Genomic DNA, 12,367 nt, shown 5'->3' with positions numbered 1-12,367 from the left:
CTTAGCCACCTGTCATGGGCGGAAAAAACGCCACCTCGCGCACGCCTTCCAAGGACGCGTCGAACTCGGTCAATTCCTGATCCAGCGCCACGCGCAGGGATTTAAGATCGGAAAACGCCAGATCATAGCGCGGCTCACGGGCACGCAATTCTTTGATCAGATCCATCACCGTCGCTGCCTCGGTCTCTACCGTCTCGCGCGGCTCCCCGATGCGCTCGCGCACCCATGCGAAATAGAGCACCTCAATCTTCATGGTGATCTCTCAGATATGGCATGGCTTTGGTCAGATAGTCCCAGCCGGTGATCACGGTCAAAATCCCGGCGATCCAGAAGATTAGCAAACCCAGCGTAAAGAGCAGCGCCATCGACGTCGCGCCATAAGCAAAAAGCACCGCGATGGCGACCATCTGCGCCGTGGTTTTCCATTTGGCGAGTTTCGTGACCTTCAAAGTCCCGGCAGTGTCGCCCAAGAATTCCCGCAGGCCGGAGACAAAGGTTTCGCGCAGCAAGATGAAAGCGGCAGGAATGACGATCAGCGCATTCGCGCCATGCAACATGGTTAGAACGGCGATGGCCGTGACCACCATCGCCTTATCTGCAATCGGGTCCAACATGGCGCCGAATTTCGACATCTGGTCCCATTTGCGCGCCAGATAGCCGTCGAGAAAATCGGTGATCGAGGCAGAGGCAAACAGGATCAGCGCAGCCCAATCGGCGACTGGGCGCGGCAAGATCAGAAAAACGAGCGCCACCCCCGGCGCGCAAAGCAGCCGGAAGACGGTGAGGATATTGGGCAGGTTCCATGTCATGGCTCTCTCCTTACCCCGTCACCCGTTCTCATGGAAGAAGTCGTAGATGGTCTGGGCAACTTTCTCTGAAATTCCGTCCACCGCCTTGAGATCGGCAAGGTTCGCGCCCGACACCGCCTTGGCCGAGCCGAAATGCGCCAAAAGCGCCCGTTTGCGGGTCGCGCCAACACCCGGCACCTCGTCGAGCCGCGTGAGCCCCATGGCTTTCGAACGCTTCGCCCGATGGGTGCCGATGGCAAAACGGTGCGCTTCGTCACGCATGCGCTGGATGAAATAGAGCACCGGATCGTTGCGCCGAAGCGCCATGACGCGGTGGCCGATGCGGTGGAATTCTTCCTTGCCCTGATCGCGGTCGATGCCCTTGGCCACGCCGATCATCGGCACATCTGTGACGCCCTGTTCGACCATGATCTCATGCACGGCCGAGACCTGCCCCGCGCCCCCGTCGATCAACAAGAGATCGGGCCAGAGGCCTCTGGAGCGATCCGGGTCATCTTTCAAAAGACGTTTGAATCGGCGCGTCAGCACCTCTTTCATCATGCCAAAGTCATCGCCCGGCGTGATGTCGTCACCGCGAATGTCGTATTTGCGGTATTGGTTCTTCATGAAGCCTTCGGGCCCCGCGACGATCATCGCGCCGACCGCGTGCGCGCCCTGAATGTGGGAGTTGTCGTAGACCTCGACCCGCGCAGGCATACGCGGCAGGTCGAAAGCCTCTTTGAGACCTTCGAGCAGTTTCTCCTGCGTCGCACCTTCGGACATTTTGCGCCCCAGACTTTCGCGCGCATTTCGCAGCGCCGAGGCGACAAGCTCCTGTTTTTCGCCACGCTGAGGGACGAGGATTTCGATCTTCTTGCCTGCCTTTTCCGACAGCGCCTCAGCCATCAGATCACGCTCTTCGATGTCATGCGACAGGATCAACTGACGCGGCGGATCGCGTTTTTCGTAGAACTGACCGATAAAGCCGGCCAAGACCTCTTCGGCCTCCGCCCCGTTGGTCTTCGGGTAGAAATCTTTGTTGCCCCAGTTCTGATGCGCGCGGATGAAGAAGACCTGAACACAGGCCTGCCCGCCCTCCATATGGAGCCCGATCACATCGCCCTCTCCCACGGTGCGCGGGTTGATGCCTTGGGCGGTCTGCACATTGGTCAGCGCCCGGATGCGGTCGCGCAGCCCCGCCGCCTTTTCGAACTCCATGGCGTCGGAGGCCTCCTGCATGTCGTGGGCCAGCTTTTCCTGAAGCCCAGAGTGCCGCCCTTGCAAAAACCGCTCCGCCTCATTCACCAGTTCGGCGTAATCCTCTTTCGAGATTTTTCCGACGCAGGGCCCGGTGCAGCGTTTGATCTGATATTGCAAACAGGGCCGCGTGCGGCTCTCGAAATCCACATCCGAACAGTTCCGCAAAAGAAACACCTTTTGCAGCTGATTGAGCGTGCGATTGACCGAAGAAGCGGAGGCGAAAGGACCGTAATAGGACCCTTTGCGCTTGCGCGCGCCGCGGTGTTTGGTGATCTGCGGAAATTCGTGATCATGAGTGACGAGGATGTTCGGAAACGACTTGTCGTCGCGCAGGAGCACGTTGTAGCGCGGCTTGAGCTGTTTGATCAGGTTTTGCTCTAAGAGAAGCGCCTCTGTTTCCGTCCGCGTGGTCAGGAACATCATTTGCGAGGTCTCGGAAATCATCTTTGCGATCCGCGCCGAATGGCCATGCGGACGGGCATAGTTCGAGACCCGTTTTTTCAGGTTCTTCGCCTTGCCGACATAGAGCACGTTATGCTCGGAATCGAGCATGCGATACACGCCCGGCGAGCCGTCGAGCTGTTTGACATAGGCCTCGATCACCTTGTGACCGCGCGGGATGTCCTTGCTCTCCAAAGCGCTTTCTTTTGGGGTCGTCTCTTCGCTCATCTGCCTGTCTCTGATTCCCGTCTCTGGCTGCAATCTTATCGCACTGGGGGCAAGAGGAAACTCATCCACGATTCCTGTGGATAAACCTGCCTATAAGTTTTGGCGAACTATGATTTTCCCTTGTTTCCATGCGCTTTCGTGAGTTTGCCCAAAAAACAGTCACTTTTATAAGATTTTGATTTCAAATGAAATTTTTTTGCTGCACGCGCAAATCATTGAAATGATTTACATTTTAGTAACGGAATTGAAACAAATGATCCCGCAGTGCAAAACTTTTCGCAGCACCCTGCCGTAGGGTCACTCTGCGACATCCACATCAGGCGTTTCCCAAGCGAGGTGTTGCCCGCTATCAGGACAGATCAATTGCCCGGTCACAGCGCTTGCACCCAACAGATAGCGCAGTGCTTCACAGACGTCTTCCGGCTCGGCCCCACGCCGCAAAAGCGTCGCATTTTGCTGCGCCGCAAACTCCTCATCCGACTGCCGTGCCCCCTTGAGTGTCGGCCCCGGCCCGATGCCATTGACCCGCACCCTCGGGGCCAGTGCCTGCGCCGCCGTTTGGGTCAGGGTCCAGAGCGCGGATTTGGCCAAAGTGTAACTCATGAACTGTGGCGTCAGTTTGCGCACACGCTGGTCGATCATGTTGATCACAAGGGCCTGCGCCGAAGGGCGCCCTCGCGCGTCGACAACCGGTTCGAGCGCCTGCGACGCGAAGGCCTGTAGCAACACGAAAGGCGCGCGCAGATTGCTTTCCATATGCCGGTCCCAGCTTGTGCGGGTCACATCCGACAGGCTGTCTTGCTCGAAAATCGAGGCGTTGTTCACCAATAGCGTCAATGGCCCACCCAAGGCCTCAACCGCGCGCGGCACAAGTGTCTCAACCTGTGCTTCGTCCAAAAGATCGGCTTTCAGCACGGAGGCCTTGCGCCCCATCGCGCGCAGTTCAGAGACGAGATCCCCCGCCGCCTCGGTCGAACGATTGCAATGCACCGCGACATCGAACCCGTCCTCCGCCAAGGCCAAAACCATAGCCCGACCAAGCCGATGCGCCGCCCCTGTCACAAGCGCTCTTTTGTCCTTCAAAATCCTCTCCTCAGTTCAGCACAGCCAAAACGTAGAGGACATATAGGGCGGAAAGGACGACACCCCAAACACGGGTGATGTCGATGCGTTTGAGGACGAAAAGGCCAAGCAAAACCGAGGCTGCCAACATCACCCAGATGTCGAATCCCATCAACTCAGCATCGACCGGAAGCGTGCCGACAAAGCTCGACACACCGATGATGCCCAGAAGGTTGAACATGTTCGATCCGATGACGTTGCCAAAGGCCACATCGGCTTGTTTGCGGAGCGCCGCCATCACGGTGGTCGCCAGTTCGGGCAGCGAGGTACCAAGTGCCACAAGCGTCAAGCCGATGACGGTCTCAGACACTCCAAAATCCCGCGCGATGTTGGTCGAGGCATCGACCAGAATATCCGCGCCCAAAGGCAGGCCGATGAGACCCGCAATGAGAAAGCCGATGATCTTGGGCCAAGGCATATCGGGATCGGCGCCTTCGACCTCTTCTTCCTCAACATCGCGCTGCGCCACGCGGTGACAGCGCGCCTGATAGATCGCATGACCGATCATCGAGAACAGCGCGGCCAAAAGCACGATCCCGGCAATCCAGTCGAATTGCCCGCGCATCGCCAACAAGATGAACACCACCGTTGCGCCGATCATCTGGAGGTAGGAGGCACGGGTGGAATTGTCGATCACATGTAGCGTTGAAATCAGCGCAGGGATGCCCAGCACCAGCAACACATTGGCGGTGTTCGAGCCGATCACATTGCCCAGCGCCAGCCCTGGCACGCCATCCAAAATTGCCGACACGGAGACCAAAAGTTCTGGCGCGGAGGTGCCAAAGGCCACAACGGTCAACGAGACGATCAGCGCAGGGATGCCGAGACGCAGAGACAGGTTCACCGCACCGCGCACCAACATGTCGCCCGCAACGAGCAAAAGCACCAAACCAGCGATCGCGTAAATGAAATCCATCAGGGTTTGCCTTTTTCACAGGCGCATGCGCCCTTGCCAATTTTGTAACGCCCGCAGCGGGGGCATTTCATGTCTTTGAGTTTTTGCTGACCGGGAAAGCGCAGGCGCCCGAAGATGGCCAAGACCATCATGAAGATCAGAAAAACGCTGATGACCTTGAACATCATGACGTCAAAGCCCGAACCTGGCCCAAAGCGCCTGTTCTTCGACCTGAGCGGTCAGCCCGGAGGCCAGCTCGGTGCTGAAGCGGCGCAGCAGGGGGCGTTTCGGCCCAAACACGGTCAAACGCACCTTGTCACCGTAAATCTCTTTCATCTTCGGCACGAGATGGCCGAGACCATCCGCAAGGCCCAGTTCGACCCCCTTCGCCCCGGTCCAGAATGCGCCATCGAAAAGCTCGACCTCTTTCGAGAGCCGTTCCGCGCGTGAAGAGGTAACATGCTGGATGAAGGCCTCGTGGATCTCTTCCTGAAGGCCTTTGATCCGCGCCACATCTTCGGGGTTTTCCGGGCGAAACGGGTCCATCTGGCTTTTCGATTTGCCAGAGGTATAGACCCGACGTTCGATCCCATGTTTGGCGATCAATTGATCAAAGCCAAAGCCCGCAGAGATCACCCCGATGGAGCCGACGATGGAGCTTGTATCGACGAAAATCTTGTCGGCGGCACAGGCCAGCCAATAGCCGCCCGAAGCCGCGACATCTTCGACAAAGGCATAGACAGGCAGTTCTTTTTCCGCCGCCAGACGCGAAATCCGAGCCGCAATCAAGGACGACTGTACCGGCGAGCCACCCGGCGAATTGATCGACAGCGCCACGGCAGAAGGTTTACCTTTGCGAAAGGCGCGTTCGATGGCGGGCGCAAGGCTTTGGTCATTCAGACCGCCCTGACGTGTCATGATCGCGCCGTTCAGACGCACAACATTGACCCGCGGCGGGGCGTTGCGAAAGGGGATGCGAAGTGTCATGCCTTGGATGTAAAGTGCGCCCCCCCGACAAACAAGGGCGCGAGACCTCGCCCCGCGCCCTTTTTTACTCGATACTCAATTCTGCTCAATCTTCGGCGCAGGCAGTGAAAGCCCCCGCCAGAGAGTCCATCAACTCGCCGTAGAAACCCGCCCCCGGAGTCAGATCGACACCCAGCGGATCGATGACGGAGGACTTTGCCTCGGTGCCGTCAAGCACAGTATTAACAAGGCCCGCATTGAACTGAGGCTCGGAGAACACACAGGTAACGCCGATCTCTTTCACCCTGTTCTGAATTTCACGAATGCGCGCCGGGCTCGGCGTGGTGGCGTCGCTGATCGAGATTGAGCCCGCCGCCGACAGGCCGAAACGGTTTTCGAAATAGTTATAAGCGTCATGGAAGACAATGAAGTTCATGTCTAAGAGCGGCGCCAGTTCGGCCTGAATCTCTGCGATTTTCACATCCAGAGCCTCTTGGGCAGCTTTGGCATTGGCGCGGTAGGTCTCGGCGTTCACCGCGTCGAGCTTTGCCAGTTCTTCCGCAATGACACCAAGCCAGACGCGACCGTTCATCGGGTCGAGCCAGGCGTGGTCGTCGACGCCCGCATGGTCGTGATCGTCATGATCCTCATGGGCGTCCTCGGCGTGCGCATCGTGATCGTGTTCCTCATGATCTTCGTGATCCTCCGCCTCATGTGCGTGTTCGTCATGATCGTCTTCCGCATGCTCCTCATCGTCATGATCATGCGCATCCTCCGAATGCTCGTCTTCGTCATGCATATGACGTTCAAAGGTCGCGCCTTCGCGCACGTCCAAGACGGTCACTCCCTCAACCGTTGCGAGCGGCACAGAGACCGTCTGATCGCCGATCTCGTCGATCACCTCATCAAGCCAGGGTTCGATCTTCGGCCCGGTCCAGAACACGATGTCCGCCTGCTGTACTGCGCGCGCATCGGAGGGACGCAGCGCATAACCGTGCGGCGAAGTACCCTGCGGCATCAGCACAGCGGGCTCAGCGAGATCGCCCATCACCTGCACGACCAGAGAGTGAATCGGTGCCATGTCGGCCACCACATTGGGGACCTCGGCCTGCGCGGCGGTGACTTGTGCGAAATGTGCGCCCGCGAGAACAGGAACAAAGAAAAGGGAGGAGCGTAGGGACATTCTGGCCTCAGGATTTGGTGTGTTATGTTATTACGTGACGGGCTTGATATATGACAGGTAATAACATATCAAGCCCTCCTGTTACGAGTCTTCCAAAAGACCTTCCCCCCGCGCCTCGCGCCCTCACGGAGCACACCCTCATGGACCCGAACCCGATCGGATTTCAAAAGCACGATCACAGCCATTGCGTCGCCGATGCCGTCGCCGAGGCGGATCGGACGTGTCAGAAGGCCGGGCTGCAACTGACGCCTGTGCGCAAACGCGCCTTGGAGATTTTGCTCGAAGAACACCGCGCTTTGGGCGCCTATGACGTGCTGGCTCGCCTGTCGGAAGACGGGTTTGGCAGCCAACCGCCCGTGGCCTACCGCGCCCTCGACTTTCTGACGAAAAACGGCTTTGCCCATAAGATCGAACGGCTGAACGCCTTTATCGCCTGCGCGCATCCGGGCGACATTCACACGCCGGCGTTTCTGATCTGCACCACCTGCGATGCGGTGGCCGAGGCGGAAACTGACCCGTCGCACAGCCTGTTGAACCAGATCGCCGACACCACGGGCTTTCGCATCAGTCGCGCGGTGTTGGAGGCAGAGGGAACCTGTCCGAATTGCCTCGCGAATGACGGGGCAGCGGACAAAAAATGAGCCTCGTTTCCGTAGACACGATCAGCTTGCACCTTGGTGGGCGCCAGGTTTTGGATCAGGTCTCTCTCGACATTGAGCCGGGAGAGATCGTCACCATTGTCGGGCCTAACGGCTCAGGCAAATCGACACTCTTGCGTGTGATCATCGGGGCGCTTTCGCCCAAGATCGGCAAGATCACCCGCAAAAAGAGCCTCAAAATCGGCTATGTCCCGCAAAAGCTGCATATCGATCCCACCCTGCCGCTGACCGTGCGCCGGTTCCTATCGCTGCCCAAACGTGTCAGCGATGATGACGCCCATGCCGCGCTTCATGACGCGGGCGCAGGGCATCTTTGCCATCATCAGATGACCTCTCTCTCGGGTGGGCAATTTCAACGCGTGCTTCTGGCGCGCGCGCTTTTGACCAATCCCGATCTGTTGATCCTAGACGAAGCCACCCAAGGCCTCGACCAACCCGGCTCCGCCGATTTCTACAGTCAGATTGAACGGCTACGCCGTGAAAAGGGCTGCGCGGTGCTCATGGTGTCGCATGAGCTGCATGTCGTGATGGCGGCCTCGGATCGCGTGATCTGTCTCAATGGTCATGTCTGTTGCCACGGCGCGCCGGAACATGTGGCCTCCGCGCCGGAATACCGCGCGCTCTTTGGCACCGGCACCCATGGCGCGCTGGCGCTTTATCGCCACGACCATGATCATGATGCTTGCGATCATGACCACACGCATGATCACACCTCTGATCATAAGCACCACGACACAGCACATAAGGAAAGCGCATGAGCCTTTTGGATGATTTCATCGTCCGCGCGGTCTTGGCCGGGCTGGGCCTCGTTCTGGCCGCCGCCCCTCTGGGCTGTTTCGTCGTCTGGCGGCGCATGGCCTATTTCGGCGACGCCACGGCGCATGCGGCCTTGTTGGGTGTGGCTCTGGCGCTGGCCTTCAACATCTCGATTTTCGCCGGTGTCCTGAGCGTTGCTCTGATCATGGCCGTCACCGTCTCTGCGCTCTCGGGCCGGGGCTTTGCGATGGACACGATCCTTGGCGTCATGGCGCACAGTTCGCTGGCCTTCGGCCTCGTCGCCGTGTCCTTCGTGCCGGGCGTTCGGGTCGATCTCATGGCCTATCTCTTTGGCGACATCCTCGCCGTCGGGCGCAGCGATCTTTTGGTGATTTGGCTCGGTGCGGCTTTGGTCGTCGGACTGTTGTATTGGCGCTGGTCGGCGCTTTTGACCGCGACGCTGAACCCCGATTTGGCCTATGCCTCCGGCATCTCGCCCAAGCGCGAACAGATGATCCTGTCGCTCGCGCTCGCTCTGGTCGTCGCGGTCGCCATCAAAGTGGTCGGCACGCTGTTGATTGCCGCGATGCTGTTGATCCCGGCCGCAAGTGCGCGCACCTTTTCGCGCACGCCCGAGCGCATGGCCGCCATCGCGATGGTGATCGGCGTGCTCTCCGTCCTGGGCGGCATCCAGAGCGCCTTTACCTTTGACACGCCGACAGGCCCGACCATCGTTTGCGTTGCTGCACTGTTGTTCGTGGCGGCCAACTTGGTGCGGCTTCTGCGCGCTCAGGTCAAATAAGAGTTGAGCGTGGCCTCCACCCCCTCGCGATAGATCATCAAAAGCCAGCGCTCAAAAGCCTCTGCAAACTGCGGCTCCTCCGCCAGGTCGCCATAGATTTGACGCATGGAAAGCCAAGCTTTCGGGTCGATTTTGGCCTTTGCCGCCAGCGCCGTCAGATCCGACCAGAACGGATCATTGGGCGCAATCTCGGTCCCATCTTCGCGTGACCCCAAACAATAGCGCGCCCAAAGCGCCGAGCTGAGCGCAAGCCCCTCCGGCGCAATCCCACCTGCGAGACAGGCGTGGATCGACGGCACAAGAAAGCCCGGTTGCCGCGACGAGCCGTCAAAGGCGACGCGACGCGTCGTGTCGATGATCTTCGGATTGGAGAACCGTTCTTTGATCAGCGTGACATAGGTCTCTGGCGTGAACTCCGGCACCGGCGCGATATGGGGCATGATTTCCTCGCGCTCGACTTTTTCGAACAAAGCGCCGATCAGAGGATGCGTCATACAGCCGGAAATCGTCGCAACGGATAGCAATTCGCCGACGGCCGCAATCACCTGATGTCCGCCGTTGAGAATACGGATTTTCATCGTCTCGTAAGAGTGCACATCCTCGGAAAACACCGCGCCCGCCTTATCCCAATCGGGACGGCCCGCGCAGAAATTATCCTCGATCACCCATTGCCGAAAATTCTCATGCGTGACGGGCACGGCGTCCTCGATGCCGAAGCCTTGCACCAACTCCAACTCCTGCGGGCCTGTCGCCGGCACAATGCAATCGACCATTGCGTTGGGGAAGCTGCACTCGGCCTCGATCCACTCCGCCAGTTCGGGATCGGAAAGCTTGGCGAGCGACACCACCGTTTGACGGAGCACCTCGCCATTGCCCTGAAGGTTGTCACAGGACTGCCCCGTGAAAGGCCCGACCCCGCGATCCCGGCGCAGCTTTAGCGCCGCCACAATCGCACCAAAGGCCGTGCGCGGGCGCCACGGGTTTTCGGCGTCATGGACAATATCCGGGTGCCTTGCGTCAAACCCTTTGGTCGCCGGATCGATATAATACCCGCCCTCGGTGACGGTGAGCGCGACGATGCGAATGTCGGGCTGCGCCATGCGTTCGATCAGCGCGCCGTTGCCGTCTTCGACCGGCACATAGTCGATCATCGCGCCAACGACCTCCGCCGAAGACCCCGCCGGGTCCAGCTCGATGAGTGTGGTCAGGTAATCCTGCGCCTCAAATTTCTGGCGCATCTCCTCGTCATAGGGACGCACACCGGCGCCGACGATGGCCCAATCGTGAGCCAACCCCATCTGCATCAGACGGTGCAGATACCAGGATTGATGCGCGCGATGGAAATTGCCGAGACCGATATGAATGATGCCCGGAGTGAGCGCGCTTCGGTCATACTCCGGGCGTTTGATCGCATCAGGCAGGGTTTTCAAAGTGGCATTCGAGAGTTTCATCTTCTTGTCCTTCTCATCTCATCCGCTCAACTCATCCACTGGCCGCCATCGACGTTATACGTCTGCGCCACGATGTAATCGGCCTCGGGCGAAGCGAGGAACACGGCCATGCCGGTCAGGTCCTCCGCCCGGCCCATGCGCCCGAAAGGCACGGCCTCACCCACTTCTTTTTTCTTTTGACCCAAGGGCTTGTGTTCATATTTGGCGAAGAACGCATCTACCCCATCCCAATGCTCGCCCTCCACCACACCGGGCGCGATGGCGTTCACGTTGATGCCGTGAGAGATGAGGTTCAGCCCCGCCGATTGCGTGAGGCTGATGACCGCCGCTTTCGTCGCGCAATAGACCGCCACCAGAGGCTCGCCGCGCCGCCCGGCCTGAGACGCCATGTTGATGATCTTGCCGCCCTGCCCGCGCGCGATCATGTGTTTCGCCACCGCCTGCATCATGAAGAGCGAACCGGAGACGTTGATCGCGAAGGCACGGTCAAAGTCATCGCGGGTGATCTCGACGATGGGTGCTGCGGTAAAGATCGCGGCGTTGTTGATCAGGATGTCGATGCCGCCGAGACGCTCCGCCGTCTCTGGCACTGCGCGATCAATGCTGGCTTGGTCCGTCACATCCAATGCCACGGCGATGGCCGCCTCGCCGATCTCGGTCGCGGCCAGACGCGCACGCTCGATATCGATGTCGGCGATGGCCACGCGCGCCCCTTCGGCGACATAGGCCTTTGCAAAGGCCAGCCCAATGCCGCGCGCCGCCCCCGTGATCAGGGCAGTTTTCCCCGACAGTTTCCCGGCAAGCCGCGTCATGCGATCCTGAGCCCCTCTGCGTCAAAGCGATGCAGATTGGCCTCATTCGGCGTCAACCAAACGGTGTCGCCGTAGGACAGAGACACTTCACCAGAGGCCCGCACGGTCAGAGGCTCAACCTGACCCTCGACCGTGACGTGAAAGAAGGTGTCGGAGCCCAAATGTTCAGACACGCCAATCTCGCCCTTCCACGCGCCGCCTTCTGTCGAAATCGCAAGGTGTTCGGGGCGGATGCCGATGGTGGTCGCATTATGTTTGGCCGCCTCAGCACCTGTGATCAGGTTCATTTTCGGCGAGCCTATGAAGCCCGCAACGAAGACATTGCGGGGGCGATTATAGAGTTCGAGCGGCGAGCCGACCTGTTCGATATTGCCCGCACGCAGAACGACGATTTTGTCGGCCATGGTCATGGCCTCGACCTGATCGTGGGTCACGTAGATCATCGTCGTGGCGAGGCGTTTGTGCAGCTCGGAGATTTCCAACCGCATGCCGACACGCAGTGCCGCGTCGAGGTTCGAGAGCGGTTCATCGAAGAGAAACGCCGCCGGTTCGCGCACGATCGCGCGCCCGATGGCGACCCGCTGACGCTGACCGCCCGAAAGTTGCCCCGGCTTGCGGTCGAGGTAGTCGGTGAGATTGAGCGCCTTGGCCGCTGCCTCAATCCGGCGCTCCTGTTCGTCCTGCGGCAGACCCGCCATTTTCATCGGAAAAGCGATATTCTTGCGCACGGACATATGGGGATAGAGCGCGTAAGATTGGAACACCATCGCCAGACCGCGTTTCGCGGGCGGCAGGTTGGTGGCGTCTTCGCGGTCGATACGGATCTGGCCGCCGGAGACATCTTCGAGCCCTGCGATCAGCCGCAACAATGTGGATTTCCCACAGCCCGACGGGCCAACGAAGACAACGAATTCGCCATCCTCAATGGTCAGATCCAGCGGCGGAATGACTTCGATATCTCCGAAGGCCTTGCGCACTTTATCAAGTGTGATGCGTCCCATGTC

Annotated in this window: 13 protein-coding genes; 3 read left to right on the top strand and 10 right to left on the bottom strand. The window is 59.4% G+C overall.

What is annotated here, in order from left to right; genetic code table 11:
* Position 1 precedes the first annotated feature (1 nt).
* The 7 genes from moaD to J5Y17_RS09055 form a co-directional block, all read right to left on the bottom strand.
* Positions 2 to 253 carry a molybdopterin converting factor subunit 1 gene (gene moaD / locus J5Y17_RS09085; protein WP_219784932.1) on the bottom strand — a complete coding sequence of 84 codons (252 nt, stop codon included), beginning with the start codon at positions 251 to 253 and terminating at the stop codon, positions 2 to 4.
* Positions 243 to 809 (bottom strand): CDP-diacylglycerol--glycerol-3-phosphate 3-phosphatidyltransferase, encoded by a 567-nt coding sequence (gene pgsA, locus J5Y17_RS09080; protein ID WP_219784931.1) that lies wholly within the window; start codon positions 807 to 809, stop codon positions 243 to 245. The genes moaD and pgsA overlap by 11 nt, the downstream gene beginning before the upstream one ends.
* An 18-nt stretch (positions 810 to 827) precedes the next feature.
* On the bottom strand, positions 828 to 2,717 hold the full coding sequence (uvrC, locus tag J5Y17_RS09075) for an excinuclease ABC subunit UvrC (RefSeq protein ID WP_219784930.1): 1,890 nt from the start codon (positions 2,715 to 2,717) through the stop codon (positions 828 to 830).
* Between the two features lie 297 nt (positions 2,718 to 3,014).
* Complete coding sequence (locus J5Y17_RS09070) at positions 3,015 to 3,803, bottom strand: SDR family oxidoreductase (protein ID WP_370628914.1); 789 nt, start codon at positions 3,801 to 3,803, stop codon at positions 3,015 to 3,017.
* A 7-nt stretch (positions 3,804 to 3,810) separates the two neighbouring features.
* Positions 3,811 to 4,755: a calcium/sodium antiporter gene (locus tag J5Y17_RS09065; protein WP_219784928.1), complete on the bottom strand. Its 945-nt coding sequence runs from the start codon at positions 4,753 to 4,755 to the stop codon at positions 3,811 to 3,813.
* A gap of 171 nt (positions 4,756 to 4,926) precedes the next feature.
* Positions 4,927 to 5,721, bottom strand: coding sequence for a S49 family peptidase (locus J5Y17_RS09060; protein ID WP_219784927.1), 795 nt, complete (start codon positions 5,719 to 5,721; stop codon positions 4,927 to 4,929).
* Positions 5,722 to 5,806: 85 nt separating this feature from the next.
* Complete coding sequence (locus J5Y17_RS09055) at positions 5,807 to 6,883, bottom strand: zinc ABC transporter substrate-binding protein (protein WP_219784926.1); 1,077 nt, start codon at positions 6,881 to 6,883, stop codon at positions 5,807 to 5,809.
* 140 nt (positions 6,884 to 7,023) lie between these two features.
* On the opposite strand from J5Y17_RS09055, the gene J5Y17_RS09050 reads away from it, so the two are divergent.
* The 3 genes from J5Y17_RS09050 to J5Y17_RS09040 are packed head-to-tail and all read left to right on the top strand — an operon-like array spanning position 7,024 to position 9,100.
* Positions 7,024 to 7,524 (top strand): Fur family transcriptional regulator, encoded by a 501-nt coding sequence (locus J5Y17_RS09050; protein WP_219784925.1) that lies wholly within the window; start codon positions 7,024 to 7,026, stop codon positions 7,522 to 7,524.
* The gene (locus J5Y17_RS09045; protein ID WP_219784924.1) at positions 7,521 to 8,300 is read left to right on the top strand and encodes a metal ABC transporter ATP-binding protein; all 780 of its coding nucleotides are present in this window, start codon (positions 7,521 to 7,523) and stop codon (positions 8,298 to 8,300) included. The genes J5Y17_RS09050 and J5Y17_RS09045 overlap by 4 nt, the downstream gene beginning before the upstream one ends.
* A complete protein-coding gene (locus tag J5Y17_RS09040; RefSeq protein ID WP_219784923.1) occupies positions 8,297 to 9,100 on the top strand; it encodes a metal ABC transporter permease in 804 nt (267 codons plus the stop codon). The genes J5Y17_RS09045 and J5Y17_RS09040 overlap by 4 nt, the downstream gene beginning before the upstream one ends.
* Here J5Y17_RS09040 and J5Y17_RS09035 read toward each other — a convergent pair.
* From J5Y17_RS09035 to J5Y17_RS09025, 3 genes are read right to left on the bottom strand one after another with little or no spacing between them, the layout of a single operon-like run.
* Positions 9,088 to 10,551, bottom strand: coding sequence for a mannitol dehydrogenase family protein (locus J5Y17_RS09035; RefSeq protein ID WP_219784922.1), 1,464 nt, complete (start codon positions 10,549 to 10,551; stop codon positions 9,088 to 9,090). The genes J5Y17_RS09040 and J5Y17_RS09035 overlap by 13 nt on opposite strands.
* 26 nt (positions 10,552 to 10,577) lie before the next feature.
* Positions 10,578 to 11,363: an L-iditol 2-dehydrogenase gene (locus J5Y17_RS09030; protein ID WP_219784921.1), complete on the bottom strand. Its 786-nt coding sequence runs from the start codon at positions 11,361 to 11,363 to the stop codon at positions 10,578 to 10,580.
* The gene (locus J5Y17_RS09025; protein ID WP_219784920.1) at positions 11,360 to 12,364 is read right to left on the bottom strand and encodes an ABC transporter ATP-binding protein; all 1,005 of its coding nucleotides are present in this window, start codon (positions 12,362 to 12,364) and stop codon (positions 11,360 to 11,362) included. Before J5Y17_RS09025 ends, J5Y17_RS09030 begins: the two co-directional genes overlap by 4 nt.
* Positions 12,365 to 12,367: the final 3 nt, after the last annotated feature.

Source organism: Celeribacter sp. PS-C1 (assembly GCF_019429625.1).
Lineage (GTDB): Bacteria > Pseudomonadota > Alphaproteobacteria > Rhodobacterales > Rhodobacteraceae > Celeribacter.
The sequence above is the reverse complement of the archived record's forward strand: the minus strand, read 5'-3'. Positions and strand labels throughout refer to the sequence as shown.

Bases quoted from the DNA above. Each gene is read 5' to 3' on its own strand.
- J5Y17_RS09030 (WP_219784921.1), bottom strand. From the start codon at position 11,363: ATGACGCGGCTTGCCGGGAAACTGTCGGGGAAAACTGCCCTGATCACG.
- J5Y17_RS09055 (WP_219784926.1), bottom strand. From the start codon at position 6,883: ATGTCCCTACGCTCCTCCCTTTTCTTTGTTCCTGTTCTCGCGGGCGCA.
- uvrC (WP_219784930.1), bottom strand. From the start codon at position 2,717: ATGAGCGAAGAGACGACCCCAAAAGAAAGCGCTTTGGAGAGCAAGGAC.
- J5Y17_RS09040 (WP_219784923.1), top strand. From the start codon at position 8,297: ATGAGCCTTTTGGATGATTTCATCGTCCGCGCGGTCTTGGCCGGGCTG.
- pgsA (WP_219784931.1), bottom strand. From the start codon at position 809: ATGACATGGAACCTGCCCAATATCCTCACCGTCTTCCGGCTGCTTTGC.
- J5Y17_RS09065 (WP_219784928.1), bottom strand. From the start codon at position 4,755: ATGGATTTCATTTACGCGATCGCTGGTTTGGTGCTTTTGCTCGTTGCG.
- J5Y17_RS09025 (WP_219784920.1), bottom strand. From the start codon at position 12,364: ATGGGACGCATCACACTTGATAAAGTGCGCAAGGCCTTCGGAGATATC.
- J5Y17_RS09050 (WP_219784925.1), top strand. From the start codon at position 7,024: ATGGACCCGAACCCGATCGGATTTCAAAAGCACGATCACAGCCATTGC.
- J5Y17_RS09045 (WP_219784924.1), top strand. From the start codon at position 7,521: ATGAGCCTCGTTTCCGTAGACACGATCAGCTTGCACCTTGGTGGGCGC.
- moaD (WP_219784932.1), bottom strand. From the start codon at position 253: ATGAAGATTGAGGTGCTCTATTTCGCATGGGTGCGCGAGCGCATCGGG.
- J5Y17_RS09035 (WP_219784922.1), bottom strand. From the start codon at position 10,551: ATGAAACTCTCGAATGCCACTTTGAAAACCCTGCCTGATGCGATCAAA.
- J5Y17_RS09060 (WP_219784927.1), bottom strand. From the start codon at position 5,721: ATGACACTTCGCATCCCCTTTCGCAACGCCCCGCCGCGGGTCAATGTT.